The 18,749-nt window shown below is 64.6% G+C and carries 14 protein-coding genes and 2 tRNA genes; 2 read left to right on the plus strand and 14 right to left on the minus strand.

Features of this window, described 5'->3' with window-relative positions; translation table 11 throughout:
- Positions 1-26 precede the first annotated feature (26 nt).
- Entirely contained in the window at positions 27-836 is an 810-nt protein-coding gene (locus M1P90_RS00450; RefSeq protein WP_483700641.1) for an isopentenyl phosphate kinase, read from the minus strand.
- A 12-nt stretch (positions 837-848) separates the two neighbouring features.
- A complete protein-coding gene (locus M1P90_RS00455) occupies positions 849-1,826 on the minus strand; it encodes a decaprenyl-phosphate phosphoribosyltransferase (RefSeq protein WP_483700642.1) in 978 nt (325 codons plus the stop codon).
- A gap of 237 nt (positions 1,827-2,063) precedes the next feature.
- On the opposite strand from M1P90_RS00455, the gene rfbB reads away from it, so the two are divergent.
- Positions 2,064-3,077 carry a dTDP-glucose 4,6-dehydratase gene (gene rfbB, locus M1P90_RS00460; RefSeq protein WP_483700643.1) on the plus strand — a complete coding sequence of 338 codons (1,014 nt, stop codon included), beginning with the start codon at positions 2,064-2,066 and terminating at the stop codon, positions 3,075-3,077.
- A 63-nt stretch (positions 3,078-3,140) separates the two neighbouring features.
- The gene (locus tag M1P90_RS00465) at positions 3,141-4,061 is read left to right on the plus strand and encodes an RluA family pseudouridine synthase (RefSeq protein WP_483700644.1); all 921 of its coding nucleotides are present in this window, start codon (positions 3,141-3,143) and stop codon (positions 4,059-4,061) included.
- Here the strand turns inward: M1P90_RS00465 and M1P90_RS00470 are convergent, their stop codons facing one another.
- The 12 genes from M1P90_RS00470 to M1P90_RS00525 all read right to left on the minus strand — a co-directional run bounded on the left by M1P90_RS00470 (position 4,062) and on the right by M1P90_RS00525 (position 18,733).
- Positions 4,062-4,916: a DUF6159 family protein gene (locus M1P90_RS00470; RefSeq protein ID WP_483700646.1), complete on the minus strand. Its 855-nt coding sequence runs from the start codon at positions 4,914-4,916 to the stop codon at positions 4,062-4,064.
- A gap of 357 nt (positions 4,917-5,273) precedes the next feature.
- Positions 5,274-5,951 carry a response regulator gene (locus M1P90_RS00475; RefSeq protein ID WP_483700648.1) on the minus strand — a complete coding sequence of 226 codons (678 nt, stop codon included), beginning with the start codon at positions 5,949-5,951 and terminating at the stop codon, positions 5,274-5,276.
- Between the two features lie 238 nt (positions 5,952-6,189).
- Entirely contained in the window at positions 6,190-8,181 is a 1,992-nt protein-coding gene (locus M1P90_RS00480; protein ID WP_483700649.1) for a sensor histidine kinase, read from the minus strand.
- Between the two features lie 722 nt (positions 8,182-8,903).
- Positions 8,904-9,788: a sulfate ABC transporter permease gene (locus tag M1P90_RS00485; protein WP_483700650.1), complete on the minus strand. Its 885-nt coding sequence runs from the start codon at positions 9,786-9,788 to the stop codon at positions 8,904-8,906.
- The gene (gene cysT, locus M1P90_RS00490) at positions 9,781-10,617 is read right to left on the minus strand and encodes a sulfate ABC transporter permease subunit CysT (RefSeq protein ID WP_483700651.1); all 837 of its coding nucleotides are present in this window, start codon (positions 10,615-10,617) and stop codon (positions 9,781-9,783) included. The genes M1P90_RS00485 and cysT overlap by 8 nt, the downstream gene beginning before the upstream one ends.
- 348 nt (positions 10,618-10,965) lie before the next feature.
- Complete coding sequence (locus tag M1P90_RS00495; protein ID WP_483700652.1) at positions 10,966-12,066, minus strand: sulfate ABC transporter substrate-binding protein; 1,101 nt, start codon at positions 12,064-12,066, stop codon at positions 10,966-10,968.
- Positions 12,063-13,991, minus strand: coding sequence for an ATP-binding cassette domain-containing protein (locus M1P90_RS00500; protein WP_483700653.1), 1,929 nt, complete (start codon positions 13,989-13,991; stop codon positions 12,063-12,065). The genes M1P90_RS00495 and M1P90_RS00500 overlap by 4 nt, the downstream gene beginning before the upstream one ends.
- A gap of 532 nt (positions 13,992-14,523) precedes the next feature.
- Positions 14,524-15,822, minus strand: coding sequence for a glycosyltransferase (locus tag M1P90_RS00505; protein WP_483700655.1), 1,299 nt, complete (start codon positions 15,820-15,822; stop codon positions 14,524-14,526).
- Positions 15,823-16,196: 374 nt separating this feature from the next.
- Positions 16,197-16,817 (minus strand): diguanylate cyclase domain-containing protein, encoded by a 621-nt coding sequence (locus M1P90_RS00510; RefSeq protein ID WP_483700656.1) that lies wholly within the window; start codon positions 16,815-16,817, stop codon positions 16,197-16,199.
- A 305-nt stretch (positions 16,818-17,122) separates the two neighbouring features.
- On the minus strand, positions 17,123-18,397 hold the full coding sequence (locus tag M1P90_RS00515) for a hypothetical protein (protein WP_483700658.1): 1,275 nt from the start codon (positions 18,395-18,397) through the stop codon (positions 17,123-17,125).
- A 150-nt stretch (positions 18,398-18,547) separates the two neighbouring features.
- A tRNA-Pro gene (locus tag M1P90_RS00520) sits at positions 18,548-18,624 on the minus strand.
- Between the two features lie 23 nt (positions 18,625-18,647).
- Positions 18,648-18,733, minus strand: a tRNA-Leu gene (locus M1P90_RS00525).
- Positions 18,734-18,749: the final 16 nt, after the last annotated feature.

Below are 18,749 nucleotides of genomic sequence, written 5' to 3' on the forward strand. Positions count from 1 at the left end.
ACAGGGCAGGGGATGGAACGATCGCGCTACTCTGCGATGATTGTGCCGGCGTCGGGGGCGTGGCCCAGCAGCGCGGCTGCCAGCAGCCCTGGCTCGGGGCCAATCAGCTGCACCTGCACGCCGGGGAGGGTTTGCACCAGCCGCCACATCAGCTCGACTTTGCTGCGCATGCCGCCGGTGACATCCGCGCCGTGCGAGCCGCCCGCGCCGCGCAGCACGGCTTTAATGTTCTGTGCATTTATGCGCGGGATGCGCTCTGCCGCCGGGTTGCTGCGCGGGTCGGCGGTGTACACGCCCGCCTCGCCCACCAGCACCACCCGCGCAGGCCGCAGCGTCGGGTCGCGCCCCAGCGCCTCGAGCAGCTGTTCGGTGGAAATAATTGCCGAGCCCTGCGCCGAGTCGAACGCAACATCGCCATGCACAATCGGCACCAGCCGGCGCTCAAGCGCCTGCGCAATGGTTGCTGTGTCCCACGTTTCGAGCTGGCCGCCCTGGCTGCGCAGCGTGGCCGAGGGCTGGAAGGCGATTGCTGGAATGCCAGCTGCCAGCAGTTCATCCACCACAATTCGGTTCAGGCGCAGCGCGGCAGCGGCAGTTTGCGCAAAGCCCATCCATTCGGCATCGGGTGCCAGCCCGGTGTGAATGCCATAGCGCCGCGCGTAAGTATGCCCGAACGAGCCGCTGCCATGCCCGATGATCAGGCGGTAGCCGGCTGGCGCAGCGTCGAGCGCGGCGCGCACCCCGGCCGCGAGGCGGCGGATCAGCGGCAGATCGGGCGCTTCCTGCCCGGTTTTGTCGGTAATCACCGAGCCGCCGAATTTCACGAATGCAAGCATAGCGAAACGCGCCTAGTGCGCCAGCGCCAGAATGCCCAGCACCAGCAAACCCCAGGTTGCGCCAGCGACAAGAAACGGCAGATCTTTGATGATCAGGTCAGCCGGGCTGCCGCCTTCGCCGTGCTTATACATGAGGTAGAGGTAGCGGAAGATCAGGTAGATCACAATCGGCACGGTGATCAGCATGATCGGGAAGGGCTTGCGCGGCAGGGTTTCGGCGGTGGTGGTGAAGAGCGTGTAGGCAATAATCGTCGCCGCCGTGATGATTGAGATCATCTGGTCGAGCATGGGGAGCGAATATTCGGCCAGAATGCGGCGGTGCTCGCCCGCGCCCTGCTCGAGCAGAATCAGCTCGGCGCGGCGCTTGGCCAGGCCCAGGAACAGTGCCAGCAGCCCCATGCACATCAGCAGCCAGTAGGTGATCTGGATGTCGAGCACGAGCGCGCCGGCGACAGCGCGCAGCACAAAGCCCGCTGCGATGGTGAAGATATCGAGAATAACGATGTTCTTCAGGTAGTAGGAATACAGCACGCCCTGAATGACGACATAGCTCACCAGCGCCAGCCCGAAATCGATATTGCCCAGCAGGCCATTGCCCGGCGAGTAATCGAGCAGAAAGGCACCGGGCAGCGCGACAACGAGCAGCAGCACGGCGGCGACCTGCGCCAGCGCTGGGCTCAGCCGCCCCGAGGCCAAGGGGCGGTTTTTCTTGGTTGGGTGCGCGCGATCTTTTTCGATGTCGACAAGGTCGTTGATCAGGTAGATTGCGCTGGCGGCCATGCAGAACAGCACAAAGGCCGCGCCGACGATCAGCAGCTTGTCGATTTCCTGCCAGAGCGGCCTGCTGGTGTTTGCGTCTTTGGCAAAGGCAATTGCCGCAAACACAAACACATTTTTGATCCACTCTTTCGGGCGCATGGCCCGCAGCAGCTCGACAATCACGGCAGCACCGCGCGCACGGCTTTCTTTCAGTTCCAGCGAATGGGCCATTGCTTCTCACTCATCCTTTGCGCGCGGGCGGGGTGTGTTCTGCGCTGGGCGCGACCTTGTAGCGTGTCGCATTCTACCTGAGGCGCGCACATGCGTCAATTGCGCGCGGCTGCGCGGTTGATGAGAGCGTGTTGCAGGGAGCTGTGTGCCCGGTATCAGCCGCGCGGGTTTGACAGCCCCACCGCCTATGCTACACTCTGGCCAGGCGTATGGAACCCAATCAATGGAGTGAAGTGAATGCGAAATCTTCTTGTAACTGGCGGCGCGGGCTTTATTGGCAGCAACTTCGTGCACTACATGCTCGAAAAATATGCCGACTACCGCATCGTCGTGTTCGACAAGCTGACCTATGCCGGGCGGCTTGAGAACCTCGACCGTGTGAACACCAACCCGCGCTTTGCGTTTACCCAGGGCGATATTTGTGATCTCGATGCGGTGCGCGCCGCCATTCAGCAGCACGATATCGACACCATCGTGAACTTCGCCGCCGAAACGCATGTCGACCGCTCGATTATGACGCCCGACGCGGTGGTGCGCACGAACGTGAACGGCACCTGGGCGCTGCTGGAAGCGGCGCGTGAGCTGAAGCTGGAGCGCTTCCACCAGATCAGCACCGACGAAGTGTATGGCGCGATTCCCGCCCCGCAGCGCTCGAAGGAAGGCGACCCGCTGGAGCCGCGCAGCCCCTACTCGGCCAGCAAGGCCGGCGCAGAGCACCTGGTGTACGCCTACTATGTGACGTATGGCCTGCCAGTGACGACCACGCGCGGTTCGAATAATATCGGCCCCTACCACTACCCCGAAAAGGCGCTGCCGCTGTTCATCACCAACGCAATCGACAACATCGCGCTGCCGCTGTATGGCGACGGCATGCAGATGCGCGATTACCAGTATGTGCTCGACCATTGCGAGGGCATCGACACCGTGCTGCACCGGGGCGCGCTGGGCGAGTTCTACAACGTCGGCACGGGCGTCGAGACGCACAACATCGACATGGCGCGTGGACTGCTCGACCTGCTGGGCAAACCGCACAGCCTGATTACCTTTGTGCCCGACCGCGCTGGCCACGACCGGCGCTATGCGCTCGACACCAGCAAGCTTCAGGCGCTGGGCTGGCGCAGCAGCCACACCTTCGCGCAGGCGCTGGAAGCCACGGTGCGCTGGTTTGTCGATAATGAGGAGTGGTGGCGGCCGATCAAGAGCGGCGAGTACCTCGACTATTACCGCCGCCAGTACGTCGAGCGCAGCTAGCGAGACAGGGAGAAGCGAGGCAGGGAGATCGGCGTGCGCTCGGTCTCCTTGTCTTTTTCATGTATGGCCGACGAAACACCAATTATTCATTTCACGGTGTCTGCGGAGCAGGCCGGCCGCGCGCTGAGCGAGCTGGTGACGGAGGCGCTGGGCAGCGCGACGACCGCGCAGCAGCTAATCGTGCGCGGCGGGCTGTGGGTGGATGGGGCGCGCGTGCACGACGCCGACACGCAAGCGTCGGCCGGCGCGGCGCTGGCGATTCATCGCCCGCTCGGCGGCTTGTACCCCGATGTGGTGCTTGCGCCCGAGCTGATTTTCTATGAAGAAGATGACTTGCTGGCGCTGGCGAAGCCAGCCGGCCTGTATGTGACGATGACGCCGTGGGACACGGAGGCGAACATCCAGGCGGCGCTGGTGCGCCTGCTGGCCGGGCGCGATGGCACTGCGCCGCGCATTCACCTCGCACATCGGCTCGATCGCGATACCTCGGGCGTGCTGCTGGTGTCGAAGAACCCGGCGATCAATCCGGCACTGCAGCGCGCCTTTGCGAATGGGCTGGCGCACAAGGAATACCTGGCGCTCTGCGCGGGTGTGCCGCCCGCCGACGAGTTCGAGGTGCTGACTGGCCATGGGCGCAGCGCGCGCGGCGTGTTTCGCGCCTACCCGGCCGAGGAAATTGGCCAGCTGTTGCCAAACGGCTCGCGGGTAAAGCGCATGCACACGCGCTTTCGCGTCGAGCGCCGTGTCGAGGGCGGGGCGCTGGTGCGCGCCTTTCCGCTCACGGGCCGCACCCACCAGATTCGCCTGCACCTGGCGCACCTGGGCCTGCCGCTCGTCGGCGATGCGCGCTACGGCGGGCCAGCGGAATGGAACGGCGCGCCCATCCCATTCCACCTGCTTCATGCCGAGCGGCTGGAGCTGCCGCACCCGCATACCGGCGCGCCGCTGGCGTTGTTCGCCCCGCCGCCGCCGTGGGCGCGCTAGCTATCGCGCGACTTTGGTGCGAAATGCGCTCTGGATCATGTCGGCGTTAAAGCCATCGCTGATCTCGCCCTGCGCCGCGTAGCGATACACAGCCGCGCTGTAAATTCCGCTCAGCGTCGCGCTGATCAGGCCAATCGTCAGCACTCCTACAATTGTTGCCGCCACCGCCAGAATAATCAACGCGCTTGAATCGATAGCAACGCCCAACCCGATCAGCAGTGCGCCGACCCCGATTGCACCAACCATGAACAGGCCGAATACTGCGCCAATGCTGGCGTTGCCAACCACTTGCTCGCCCCAGGTGCGCTTCAACAGGCTGCTGCTGCGCTTGATCGCGTCGACCGGGCCGATGTCTTCAGCCGCCAGCACCGGCACGACCAGGTACGTCGCCAGGTTCCAGGCGAAACCGATCAGCCCGATGACAATGCGGCCTACAAAGCCCAGCCGCTCAGAGATTGTGCGCAGTATCACGCCAACGGTGGCTGAAATGAGCGCATAGCCCAAAATCGCGCCCAGGCGCTTCGATGCAATGCGAAAGCCATCCGCAATTGTCGGGTCGCCGCCTTGCAGCCGGATCATTGCTGCGCCAACCAGCGCGGTGTTCGCGAAAAAGATCACGGTGTACTGCACCAGGTAGAACAGAAACGCCACGAGCACGCCCAATGGGCGCACCTGCCCGTCGGCAATCAGCTGATCGAAGACGCTCGCCAGAAACATTGGTGCAGCGAAGGTAGCCAGCACGAGCACGCTGCCAACTGCCGAGACGATTGGGAACACGAGCAGCTCTTTGTCCGAGCGCAGCACCGCTGCACTAGCCTTGGCCAGCTCCCAGCTATTCGATAGCGAACGAAACATTCCATCCTCCAATTCATCACGATGTTGCTGGTGCTACTACAGGCCAGCAGCATCTTCTTCGTCGCTACCATATACGCAGAGCGCGTGTGCAGGTTACAGGCTTTGTGGGGCGAGTGGTGGGGAATTTCAGAAGGCAGTGGGCAGTGGGCAGAAGGCAGTGGGCAGTGGGCAGTGGGCAGCGGGCAGTGGGCAGTGGGCAGCGGGCAGTGGGCAGTGGGCAGAAGGCAGTGGGCAGAAGGCAGCGGGCAGCGGGCAGCGGGCAGTGGGCAGTGGGCAGTGGGCAGTGGAACCGCTGAACCTGCAACATGCAACCTGCCAACATGCAACCTTCTATCCTCCGTGCCGCACTTCCCGCCCCTACGCCTGCGCCTGCAGCAGGTAGCCAATCCCTGGCACAGTGACGACGTACTCCGGCTCGGCGGGGTTCTGCTCGATCTTCTGGCGCAGGCGGTGCACGAGCTGCTTGAGCAATTGCTTGTCGCCGACGCCGCGATAGCCCCAGACGTGGCTGGTCAGCCGCTCGGTGCTGATGGTGTGCCCGGCGTTGGCGAGCAGATACTGTAAAAGGCGGAACTCCAGGCTGGTCAGGCGAATCGGTGCTGCGCCGCGCACGCTGACCGACTGGCGCTCGACATCCAGCGCCAGCGCGCCAGCATGGAGCGGCGAGGGCCGGTCGATCTCGGCGCGGCGCAGCAGGGCGCGCACCCGCGCCAGCAGCGTGCGCGGGCTGAATGGCTTGGTCAGGTAGTCGTCGGCGCCGTTGTCGAGGCCGTGCACCTGGTCTTCTTCGCTGTTGCGCACCGTGAGCATCATGATCGGCGCGGCGCTTTCGGCGCGGATACGCTGGCACACCTCGAAGCCGCTCAGGCCGGGCAGGTTCACGTCGAGGATCGCCATGTCGGGCTGCTCGCGCGCAAACGTATCGAGCGCGCCCGGCCCGTCGGACGCCTCGATGACGAGGTAGCCGGCCTGGCGCAGCGCAAAGCCAATCAGCCCCAGCAGCTCAAGATCATCGTCTACGACAAGTATTTTCATACAAACCTTTTATACCGACGACCGACCCTTCGACAAGCTCAGGGCAGGCGACCGGCGATCAGAGAAATGAACCGCAAAGAGCGCAAAAGGCGCGAAGCGGTTGGCGGGTTGAAGGTTGAAAAGTTGCAGGTTGCATCAGCGGGCAAGGAACAACCTTTCCCAGCATTCAACCTGCAAACCTGCAACCTGCTAACTCAACATTCAACACTCACAACTCAGCACTTCCTGCAACCGCCACTCACCAGCCCGCCGGGCGCGGCAGCGTGACGCGGATGCGCGTGCCGGGCGCGCTGTTCTGCGCCGCGACCGTGCCGCCATGCCGCTCCACAATCGTCTGCACGATCCACAGCCCCAGACCCACACCGCTTTGCTCAGGCTCGTCGCCGGCCGAGCGCACAAACTGCCCGAACAGCGCGCCGCCATTGCCCTGCGGTAGCCCCGGCCCCTGGTCCTCCACCCAGAGCGTAACAGATTTTAGGTCGACTTCGCCGCCAATAGTGATGGTCGAGCCAGCTGGCGCGAACTTGTTGGCGTTGGCGAGCAGGTTCACAAACACCTGCGTGAGCAGCGGCGCGTCGCCATTGATCTGCGGCAGCGGGAAGGGAAGATCGAGCGCAACGTTTTGCTCGCGCTGCGTGAGCAGCGGGCGAGTCAGCTCCAGCGCTTCTTCGACCACCTCGTCCAGCGCGAGCGGGCGCTGCCGAATCGCAAAGCGCCCCGCTTCGATGCGTGCGCTTTCCAGCAGGTTGTCGATCAGCTGCGTCAGGCGCAGGGTGCCGCGCTGCAATGCCAGAATAAGCTGCCCGATCTGGTCGGTGCTGAGCGTCGGCAGCTGGTCGAGCAGCAGCTCAATCGAGGCGAGCTGCGCCGAGAGCGGCGTGCGAAATTCGTGCGAAATATTCGCCAGCACGTTGTCGCGCAGGCGGCGCACCGTCTCGCGCTCGGTTTCGTCGCGCAGCACCTGCACCTGCTGGTCGTCGGCGAAGGGCGCGCTGGTGATCACGACCGTGCGGCGGCGGCCATCGGGCAGGGTGAGCTGCTCGGTGGCGTGCGCGCCGTCGCGGAAGCGCGCGTGGATGATCGGGCAGTGCTCGGCGCAGGGCCGCGCCCCACCAACCGGCTGCGGGTTCAGCACGTCGCCGCAGAAACGCCCAATCATCGCTTCGGGCGCTTGCCCAAGCAGCGCGGCCGCCTGCGGGTTGACGTAACGAATACGCCGCTCGCGATCCACGCTGAACACGCCCTCGACAATCCCGGTGATGATCGCCTGCGACTCGGCCTGCTGGCGGCGCAAATCGGCGGTGAGACGCAGCAGCCGCCAGCGCATTTCTTCCAGGGTGCCAGCCAGCGCACCAATTTCACCGCCGGGCGCTACCCCAATCGGCGTGGCGAGGTCGCCACGGCCAATGCGCTCGGCCGCGCCAGCCAGCGCCTGCAGTGGGCGCGCCAGCCGCCGCCCAAGCAGCGCGCTGGTCAGGCCCGCCAGCAGCGCCACGCCCAGCGCAAGCAGCAGCAGCGTGCGAATAAGCTGCTGGAGCGACTGGGCCAGACTGGTGGTGGGCAGGCTGGCGACAATCGCGCCCACGGTTGTATTTGCGGGGCCAGTGATCGGCGCGCGCGCCTGATACAGCCCGAGGTCGTCGCGGCGTTCGCTGGTGCTGCCCGCGCTGGCCGGCTCAATCGCAATGCCGATGCCCAGGTCGGCGCTCAGCGCGTCGGTAAAGCGCGCATCGAGCACGCGCGCCACCAGCACCTGCGCATCGGCGCCCGGCACATCGGCGCGCGCGCCTTGCAGCAGGGCGTCGGCGGGCGCGGCGCGGTAGAGCAGGCGACCATCGCCGGGCGGCTGTGCGGCCAGCGCCAGCCAGGGCAATTCTGCCCCGCTGGCAGCGACCACCTGCCCGCCGCGCAGCACCGCGCAGCCGTCGAGCTGGCTGGTCTGCTGAAACTGCGCGAGGAAATCTGAAAGCTCGTTGATCTGATTCGCTTGCAGCAGGCGCAGCAGCGTCGGGCGCTCGCCCAGCAGCCGCGCGCTGATCAAGGCATCCTCACCCGCGCGCGTCAGCTCCTGGCGGGCCGTGGCGCTGGCCTGCCCCACGCGCGCCAGCGCCTGCTCGTCGGCAAAGCGCTGCAAGAGGCTAACGGCGGCCACCGCCACGCCAGCGACGGCCAGCAGCAGCACGCCAACATTGATGATTACCAATAGTGTGCTTAATCGCGGGCGGCGCATAGGCAGTTGTTTAGTTCATCGTGCGTAGCGTTCTTCTGGATTCACTATGTGTTTGCATGGGCTGCTCTATGCTGCGCACCCCGCTCGCGTGTTTGCGGGGCGCTGGCGCACTGTATGGAGGTGCTACAGGTCTGTGCTGCTACCGTTGCGCGCACTACTTCCGTCGGCGCCGCACGCGTATACCCCTATGCTTAACACTGCTGCTACCGGCGCCGCACGCGTATACCCCTATGCTTAACACTGCTGCTACCAGCGCCGCACATGTATACCCCTATGCTTAACACTGCTGCTACCAGCGCCGCACGCGTATACCCCTGCGCACGCACTACTTCCGTCGGCGCCGCACGCGTATACCCCTGCGCTTTACACTGTTGCTACCGGCGCACGCACTTCTTCAGGCGTCGCCAACAGGTGTGCAGTATACCCCGAAACAGCGGCGACCGAAACGTGAGGATATTGTGTGAGTGCGACGGATTTTTCTCCACAACGATTGTCTCGCGCACCGCCCGGCCGTCAACGACCGGGCTTCGAAGCGGCGCCCGCTGAAGCGGGCTTGAATGAGGCAATAGCAAGCCCGCTTCAGCGGGCGTCGCCCCGGTAGCGCGGCGGCTTCAGCCCCGCGCCAAAGAAAGCGTGGCGAAACGTTCTGTCGCTGCGCCTATCTGCGCAGGCTCATAATGAACAGTCTCCTCTGTCTCCTGTCTCCTGTCTCCTGTCTCCTGCTAATGCTCCCGCCCGCGCATCCGGTCGGCGCCAAGCACCAGAATGAGCGAGATCAGGCCCAGCACCAGCGCGGCGCTGTACGCCCCGATGTACTGCCGGTCGTCCAGCGCGCGGAAGATGTAGAGCGTGGCGGTTTCGGTGCGCCCCTGGATGCCGCCGCTGATTACGAGAATTGCGCCAAATTCGCCCAGCGCGCGCGCAAACGTCAGCGTGATGCCATAGGCGAAGCCGTGGCGCAGCGCGGGAAACGTCACATAGCGGAAGGTCTGCCAGCCGCTTGCGCCAATCGTCGCCGCGGCCTGCTCCTGCTCGATGCCAAAGGCGTGTAACACCGGCATCAGCTCGCGCACCATGAAGGGCAGCGTCACAAACAGCGTCGCCAGGATCATGCCGGGCAGCGCGAAAGCCACCGGGATGCCGAGCGCATTGGTGAGCGGCGCAAGCACGCCGGTGCGGCCAAACAACAGGATGAGCATATAGCCCGCCACCACCGGCGAAACCGCGAAGGGCAGGTCGAGCAGGCCGTTCAGAATGCGCCGCCCGCGAAAACGGTGGCGCACCATCACCCAGGCCACGGCGGTGCCGCACACGCCATGCACCAGCACCACAATCACGCTGATCAGCAGCGTGCGCCAGAATGCGCCCAGCACGTCCGGCTCGGTCAGCGCGGCGAACATCGGCCCGAGGCCGCGCGCAAATGCGCCCTGGATCAGCGCGCCAAGCGGGGCCAAAATCAGCACGGCGACATACAGCACCACCGCGCTAATTGCCAGCCATTTCAGCCAGCTTTGCCCGGCGCGCGCACGCAATGCCGAGGCGCGGGTGCCGCCCGGCTGGCTGTGCTGCCCGGCGCTGGCTTCTTTTGGGTACACAATCTCACTCATGGCGTCTTCTCTGCAAGTAATCGACGAGCAGCACCAGGCTGAATGCAATCAGCAGCATCACCACCGACATAGCCGTCGCGCCGCGCTGATTGTCCGACTCGATTTCGCCGAACACATACACGGCGGCAGTTTGCGTGCGCAGCGGGATGTTGCCGGCCACCACCACAATCGCGCCGAACTCGCCAATTGCGCGGGCAAAGCTCAGCAGCGCGCCGGTGGTGAGCGGCATGGCAATGGCGGGCAGCACCACGCGCCGCAGAATGGTAAAGCGGCTTGCGCCAATCGTCGCCGCCGCTTCTTCCTGGTCGCGGTCGAGCGCCTGCAGCACTGGCTGCACCGTGCGCACCACAAACGGGAAGGTGATAAACAGCAGCGCCAGAATAATGCCCGGCGGCGCGAAAATAATCTTCAGGCCCAGGTTCTGGTCGAGCCACGCGCCCAGCGCGCGCTGCGGGCCATACAGCACCACCAGCATCACGCCGGTGACCAGCGTGGGGATCGCGAAGGGCAGGTCGACAATGGCGTTGAGCATGCTTTTGCCGGGGAAGGAAAAGCGCACCAGCACATAGGCGGTGAGCGTGCCCATCACGGCGTTGATCACCGCCATGGCGGCTGCCGTCCACAGGCTGAGCGTCAGCGCGTGCCAGGCGACCGGCTGCGTGAACACGCGGGCGATGCTGCCCAGGCCGCCGCGCAAGCCTTCCTGAAAGATGATTGCGAGCGGCAGAATGAGCAGCAGGGTCAGGTAGGTCAGCGCGGCGGCGCGCACGCCCCAGCCGCCACCGGCGCGGGCCGGCCTGAAGCGCGGGGCTGGTTGAGTGATTGCCATTGGTCGTCTCTCTGTGTGGAAGGCATACTAGGTGAGCCACAGAGCGCACAGAGTGCACGGAGGAAGGTTACCAAAACTCGGTGTCCTCAGTGTTCTCTGTGGCCCAACATTCTGCGCATTACTATGAAGAAGGAAAGAACGCCGGTGCGGGGGCGATGCCCGTTGCCATGCCCAGCCGATCCACAATCGGCGGGGCATGACAACGGGCCTTGCCGCGCCCGTGGTTTATTTCAAACATGCATACACGGTGTCGTCGTGTCGACGTGCGTCGGGGCGGAGCAGGCAGTTTGGTATTTATAGTTACACAATGTCTGTGTGCCTGCTCCGCCCCTACGAATGACCACGCCCCTACTGCTGCACTTCGGTGATCGCCTTGCTGAACACGCCATCCTCACCGAAATACTTGGGCGTCGCTTCCTTCCAGCCGTTGAAATAGTCGATGGTGAACTGATCCTGCACCGCCGGGAACTGCGCCGCCGTGCTCTTGGCGACATCGGCATCGACCGAGCGCAGACCGTACTGCGCAAAGATCGTTTGCGCTTCTTTGGTGAACAGGAACTCGATAAACGCCTCAACCGCCTTGCGGTTGCCGTGCTTCTCCACCGACGTGTCGATCAGCGCGACCGGGTTTTCGATCAGGATGGACGAGCGCGGGATGACCAGATCGTACTCCGCGCCGGCCTGCTGGCCGACAATCACCTCGTTCTCGTAGGTAATTGCCACGTCGCCAATGCCCTTCTCGAAGTTGGTGATGCTGCTGCGCGCGTCCTTATCCAGCACAACCACGTTCTTCAGCACCGCTTTCAGGAACTCAGTCGCTGCCGCGTCGTCGTCCTTGGCCACGCCCTGCACAAAGCCGCGCTTGGCCGCGCCATACAGCGCCAGGATGTTCCACTGCGCGCCGCCGCTGGTTTTCGGATTAGGCGTCAGCACCTGCAACCCGGGCTGCGCGAGGTCCGACCAGTCTTTGATGTTCTTGGGGTTGCCTTTGCGCACCGCAAACGCCACTACCGAGTCGCTGACCATGCCTTTGCCTTGCCCGCTCTTCCAGTCGTGCGTAATCAGCCCGGCCTTGGCGATGGTGTTGATGTCGGCTTCCAGCGAAAGCGCGGCGATGTCGGCCTCGAAGCCCTGCGCAATGGCGCGCGCCTGTGCGCCCGAGCCCTGGTAGGATTCCTGGAAGGTCAGGTCCTGCCCGGTCTTCTGCTTCCACTGATCTTTGAACAGCGGAATGATCTTGCCATAGGCTTCGCGCGGCGTGCTGTAGCCGCCCAGTACAATTGTGTTCGGGCCACCCTCGGCGACCGGCACGGCAGCGGTTGCGCTGCTGGCGCCGCCAGCGGCAGCGGTGGGGCTGGCGGTGTCGGCGGCGGGGTTTGCACCGCCGCAGGCAGCCAGCACAAGGCTAAAAGCGAGCGCCAGCGGCGCGAAAAGGGCGAATCGTTTCATCGGGCTAGTTCCTCCAGATTGACTGCACTTCGGTTCACAACCCGCCACTGGCGGCGGGCAACACTTTGCGAGCGCACCAGCAGCACGGGCTGCTGGGTGATAGCTGTGAGAATTTCGCCAACCACGCCGGCCAGGGCGTCGCGGCCATCAGGGTGTTGCGGCGGCGCGCCCAGCACAAGCATGCCGTAGCCGCCGTCGGCCATTTCGGTCACGATCTCGTTGCGCACATTGCCAATGCGCAGCTGGCTCTCGGCCGGCACGCCCAGCAGCGTCAGTGTGCGCACGCCCGCATCGACAAAGCGCTCGGCGCGCTCGCGGTCGGGCGCGGAGGTGCCTGCGGGCAGCACCGACAGCAGCGTGGCCGACGCGCCGAGGTGGCGCAGCAAGCGCCCGGCGAACAGCACGTCTTCCTTGCCGGGCTCGCCGGCCGCCACGCAGATCAGCACGCGCTCGGGCAGCGGCTGCGCGCTGCGCACCAGCAGCAGGTGCTGCTCGCCTTCGCGCAGCAGCTGCGCGGTCAGCTCTTCGCTGCCGGGCTGGGCCATGCTCAGCACGGCCAGGTCGTAGGGCTGGCGCTCGACCTCGGCAGAAAGGGCGGCCGGCAGCGCATCGCTGGCGCTGGGCGTATCGAGCGCGGGCAGGCCGGCGGCAAACTCTTCGCGCAGGCTTTGCAGATGCGCTTGCAGCGCCGCCGCGCCATTGTTCGCCCAGCCCAGGATAGTGGTGCGGGCGTGCGCCATACGCGCCACCTGCGTGCCGAACTCCAGCGCCGGGCGCGTTGTCGCGCTGCCATCGGTCAGCAGCAGCATGCGCAGGCCAGGGTGCGCCAGCGCGTGCATGCGCCGAATGCCCACCCACACCCGCGCCCCGCGCGCGAGCGGGAAAGCGCGCGCCTGATCCTGCGAGCGGCTGGCCTCGACCAGCAGCGCGTCGGTGCCGTAGGGCACCTCGGGCGCGATCGGGCGCACGCCCGCGATTGGCGGCAGGCGCAGGCGCAAACGCTCGAACGAGCCGATAAACGTCGTGCCTTCGACCTCGGCGTGGCCAAGCGCCGGACCGGGCAGGTCGTCCAGGCTGTTCGCCAGCGCAATATCTTCGGGGCGGAACAGCACCTGCACGCGCCGGTCGCCATTGCCGGGGCGCGCGGCGGTGTTGAGCGGGAAATGCAGCGGCCCGACCTGCACGCCGTCGTCGGTGGTGCGGCCAAGCAGCAGGTTCGCCGTGCCGAGGAACGTCGCAACGAACTCGGTCTGCGGGTGCTCGTACAGCTCCTCGGGCGGGCCGACTTCGAGCAGGCGGCCGGCGTTCATCACGCCAATGCGGTCGGCCAGCTCAAAAGCTTCTTCCTGGTCGTGCGTCACAAAGATCGTTGTGGTGCCGATCTCGCGCTGAATGCGCCGCAGGCTGCGCCGCAGCTCAACGCGGATCTGCGCGTCGAGCGCGCCAAATGGCTCGTCGAGCAGCAGCACCTCGGGCTGGTAGGCGAGCGCGCGCGCAAGGGCCACGCGCTGCTGCTGCCCGCCCGAAAGCTGGCGCGGCATGCGCGCCCCAAGCCCGCCCAGGCCCACCAGCTCCAGCAATTCGTCACGGCGGCGCCGCCGCTCGGCTTTCGCAACCTTGCGGATGGTCAGCCCAAACTCCACGTTTTCGGCCACGGTCATGTGGCGAAACAGCGCGTAGTTCTGGAACACAAAGCCCACGCCACGCGCCTGGGGCGGCAAGCCGGTGACGTCGCGGTTGTGCAGCAGCACGCGCCCCTGGTCGATCTCGGCCAGCCCGGCGATCATGCGCAGGATGGTGCTTTTGCCGCTGCCGCTTGGCCCGAGCAGCACAAAGAATTCCCCATCGGCCAGCTCCAGCGACACGTTCTGCACGACCGGGTGGCGCTCGTAACGCTTGCTGAGCTGCTCTAAAACAATCGACATACCCCTCGCCCTTTTGTAATTGTTATGGTTTCGCCCAGGTTCCAAGCCGGTGACAAAGTGGTGACAATGCCAGTGTTGAGTGCTGAATTCCGAGAACCGTAGAATCACGGAACTAGAGAACCACAGAACCACGGAACCGCAGAACCAAGCACCGGCGTATCGCATGCGCCCAAACCACAGAACCTCAAAACTCCGTGTCTCTGTGTCTCCGTGGTGAACTTTTAGTCGTCAAACCTGCAAACATGCAAACCTGGAACGTGCAACCCTCTGCGTCTCCGTGGTGAACTTTTAGTCGTCGAACCTGCAACCTGCCAACGTGCAAACCTACAATCCCATATGATGAGCATAGCGCGGCGGGGTATGATTCGCGGTCGCAGCGCGGTGACGCTTTGGCACAAAAAAAGAGCGCCGCGTGGGCGCTCCGTTCAGGGTGGGGAATTGAAGGCGCGAAGAATGAAAGTGTTTCTTCTCTGCTATCCTTCGTGCCTTCGTGTCTTCGTGGTGAAAACTATCGGCGTATTTCTACTGCGCACTAGACGCGTGGCAGCAAAACTGTTTCGCGCGTGCGGGCGGGCGCGCAGGCCAGCGTGCTGCGCTCCAGCGTCTGCGTGTAGACATCGAGCATGCCGCCCGCCACAGCCTCCCAGCCGAAGCGCGTGGCGCGCGTGCGAGCCGCCACGCCCATGCCAGCGCGCAAGTCGTCGTCGGCGAGCAGGCGCTCAAGCCGCGCCGCCAGCGCCACGTGATCATCGGGCGGGGTGTGCAGCCCGCTCACGCCATCCTCAACGATATAGGCCGGGCCGCCCGCGCTGGTCGCCACAACCGGGCGACCGCACGCCAGCCCTTCCAGCGCAGCCATGCCAAACGACTCATAGTGCGAGGGCATGGTCACAATATCGGCGGCAGCGTAGAATTGCGGCAGCGCGTGCTGATCGTGCGCGCCCAGGAAGCGCACGGCGTCGCGCACGCCCAGCTCGGCGCGCAGCGCGTCGAGGCGGCGCTGCTCGGCATTCCACAGCTCGGGCGCGCCGTCGGGCCCGCCGCCCACTACCATCGCGCTCAGCTGGCCGCGCCACTCGGGCCGGCGCTCGCGCAGCAGCGCAATCGCGCGAATCAGTGCGTCGATGCCCTTCAGCGGCTCGATGCGCCCGACCAGCAGCACCAGCCGGTGGGGAGCGGCAGGCAGGCCAAGCGCGGCGCGGGCGGCAGCCATATCCTGCGGGCGGAAGCGCTGGAGATCAACGCCGCACGGCACCACCGCGATCTGCGCGGGGTCGGCAGCATAGTTCGCCACCATTTGCGCGCGGTCGAGCGGCGTTGCCGCCACAATCGTATCCATCGCCGCAATCTGGTTGCGCTCGATCGCAATGCGCCGCTCGGTTTCGCGCTCCTCGTCGCCGCGCGCCACCTGGTTTTTCATTGCGCCAAGCGTGTGGAACATATGCACCACTGGCACGCCCCAGCTGCGGCGCAGCGCCAGCGCGGCCTCGCCAGAAAGCCAGTAGTGGCTGTGAATGAGATCATAGGTCAGGTCTTCGCCGTCGGCAAAGCAGCGCGCGCGGCTGACGAACTCGGGCATGTAGGTCAGCACCCAGTTCTTGTCGTAGGGCGCGCTTGGGCCGGTGTGCAGGTTCACCACGCGCACATTGCGCTCAAGCTGTGTCACCACTGGCGCGGCCGGGTCCTGGCTGCGCGTAAACATATCGACTTTGATGCCACGCTCGCCAAGCTCGCGGCTCAGCTCGCGGACATACACATTCATCCCGCCGGCCTCTTTGCCGCCGAGCGCAGCAATTGGGCTGCTGTGAATGCTCAACATCGCGATTCGCATGGTTCTCCTGAACATAAACACTGCACCGAACACGGCCCCGTGAGCCGCGCACAGTGCAGCATCGCAACTGTCGTGCCGTAGAGTCTTGGCAGGCGCACAAATGTTACACGCGCTGCCAGTGTGTATTATACGAAAATTTTACGGCACCAGTTCTCTGCGCACATAAGGCGTGCATAAGAATTTATCGGTAACGTAACCACCAAGGCACCAAGGCACCAAGATACCAAGGAGTATGAATTATTTGTTCGACCAAGCGTAGAGTGAGACCGAGTTATACAGTTCGGTGCCTTTGTGTCTTTGTGCACTCACTCCTGGCAGTTTATTTGAATGGTGTTCCTTCCAAACTCTATCCCCTATCCCCCAACCTCCATTCCCTACGGCACATCATACTTGCGGAACAGGTCGTCGAGTGCCTCGCGCAGCAGCGTCGATTCCTTGCGCGCCAGCCGCTCGGCGAGCTGCTTGAGGCGGCGCACGCTCGACGCGGGGTAGTAGCACGATTTCATCACCATTTCTTCGTTGGGCGGCAGCGCGACTTGGTTGCGACCGCTTTCTTTGGCGCTGGCGAGCGCGGCGTCGGCGGCCTGCTGCACGGTGCGCGCGTCCTTCGCGTCGCGCGGGAACTGCGCCACGCCAATAGTCACGGCGAGCTTGCGCCCGTCGGGCAAGCTGAAATCAAAGGCGTGCACGGCCTGGCGCAGCGACTCCATCTGCAAAAAGGCCTGCTCCAGCGAGCGGCCGGGCAGCGCCACGGCGAATTCGTCGCCGGAGAGATGGTAGACGCGATCGGGCGCAAGATCGCCCAGCAGGCTGGCGAGCGTGCGCAGCACTACATCGCCCACGTTCTGCCCAAACTCGGCATTGATGTCGGCAAAGCCGTCGATGTCGAGCAGCGCCAACGCGACCGGCGCGTTTTTGTCGATCAACTGTCGGAGCGCATTGCTCAGCGCCACGCGATTGGGCAGGCGCGTCAGGGTGTCGGCTTCGGTAGGCATCCTGCTTCTCCTTTATATATAATAAGATATATATACAAATATCATGTAAATCATGAAGTATAAAAATTCAATAGTACTTATTCTATATATTCAGCTAGTACTTTCAGAAAAGCGCGCGCAAAAAAGCAGCAGGTCAGCATTCACCGCTGACCTGCTGCTTTGCGACGATGGACCACCGACTATAGACCACGGACTACGCGTCGTTCAATATGCAGGGCGCTAGCGTTCGTCTTTTTGCGCCCTCTGCGCTCTTTGCGGTTCAACTTCTTCGCGTCTTTGCCCCTTTGCGGTGAAACATCCTGGTGCTATGCGCCGGGCGCACCCCAGACCGGCGTGCCCTGGCCGCGCAGCTTCAGCTCGATGGCGGCTGCGTCGCTGGCGGGCAAGAAGACAAACGTGTTCTGGTTGGGGTCGCTGCCGGCGCGCTGGATGACAATGCCGCTCGCGTCGGGCGCCCACGCCGACCAGATCACCGCCGTGCTGTCGAACTGTTCGTCGCGCAGCTTGCTGGCCTTGCCAGCCGCGTCGATCTGCTGGAGCGAGTAGCTCATGTTCTGGCTGCCAGCAGAATTAACACCAACAAATGCCAGGATCTTCTCGCCCGCCGCTACGGGGCTGAACACGTCGGCCTGGCCGTTGTCCTTGCCGGCGGCCAGCAGAATCGTTGGCTCGCCGCCAGTGGCGGGCAGGCTCCACAGCGCCGGCTGGCCGTTGAACGCGCCATAGCTCGAACAAATCACCTGGCTGCCGTCGCTGCTCCACAGCGCGCTAAAGCACAGGTATGGGTCGCCGCCAGTGCGCACCAGCTCAGTGAGCTTGCCATCGCTGCCGAGCACGGCCGCGCCAAGCACCGCAATGTCGCCGGCCGGCGCGTCGGGGCCGTTGTCGGGCGCGGTGGCCAGCAGCAGCGTGCTGCCGTCGGGCGAGAATGCCTGCGGCACATAGTGCATGCCAGATTTCTGCGTTTTTGCGTCGAACGGGATGCTGGCGAGCAGCAGCGCGGCCTTCTCGCCGGGCTTGCCGCCATACACGCCCGAACCCTCGGGGCCGTTCAGCCAGGAAATCGCGTAGCGCTGCCCATCGCGCGACCACAGCGGCGAGGAAATTGTGCCGCTCGCAAGCTCGGCGCGATTGCCGCCGCGCGCGTCGGTGCTGACCAGCGCGCCGCCGTTGTCCTGCTGCACAACGTAGATAATTGTGCCGTCGGCGGGCGAAACGGCCATTTGCACAACCGGCGCGCTTTCCTGCGAAATCACCGCCACCGTCACACCGTCGCGCTCCAGCCGAACGATCTGCTGCTGGTCGTTGAGCAGATAGAGCGGCGCGGGCAGCAGGCTTTCGTCAGCGGGCGCGCTGGTTGCTTCCGGGGCGCTGGTGGGCGCTGGCGCGGCCGTGGCGGCGGGCGCAGCAGTTGCCGCAGGTTCGGCTGTAGCCGCCGGTACGCTGGTAGCCTCGGGTGCGGCCGTGGCGGCCGGAGCGCTGGTGGGCGCGGCGGCGGGCGATTGGCTCGCACAGCCGGCCAGCGCGGCAGCAAGCAGCAATGCGCCAGCGAGGCGCAGCGATGTTGATGTTCGGAACATAGTGTGTGTTTGAATCCTTCTATCTCTCTTGTGCTACACGGTAGCATAGCAACCCAACGCTTGGGCGCTGAAGCAAGAGACGAGTGGACGGAGGAGATGGTTCCAACAACAACGTGCCTGGCCATTTCTGACCAGGCACGCTATTTTGGGTGGTCGGGGCGAGTGGATTCGAACCACCGACCTCAGCGACCCGAACGCTGCGCTCTACCAGGCTGAGCCACGCCCCGACAAAATGCGACCGAGCTGGGAATGGTGCCGAAGGTGGGAGTCGAACCCACACGAGGTCGCCCTCAACGGTTTTTGAGACCGTCGCGTCTGCCATTCCGCCACTTCGGCGTCGCGTGCGCTATTA

The organism is Kouleothrix sp. 19917 (assembly GCF_057073505.1).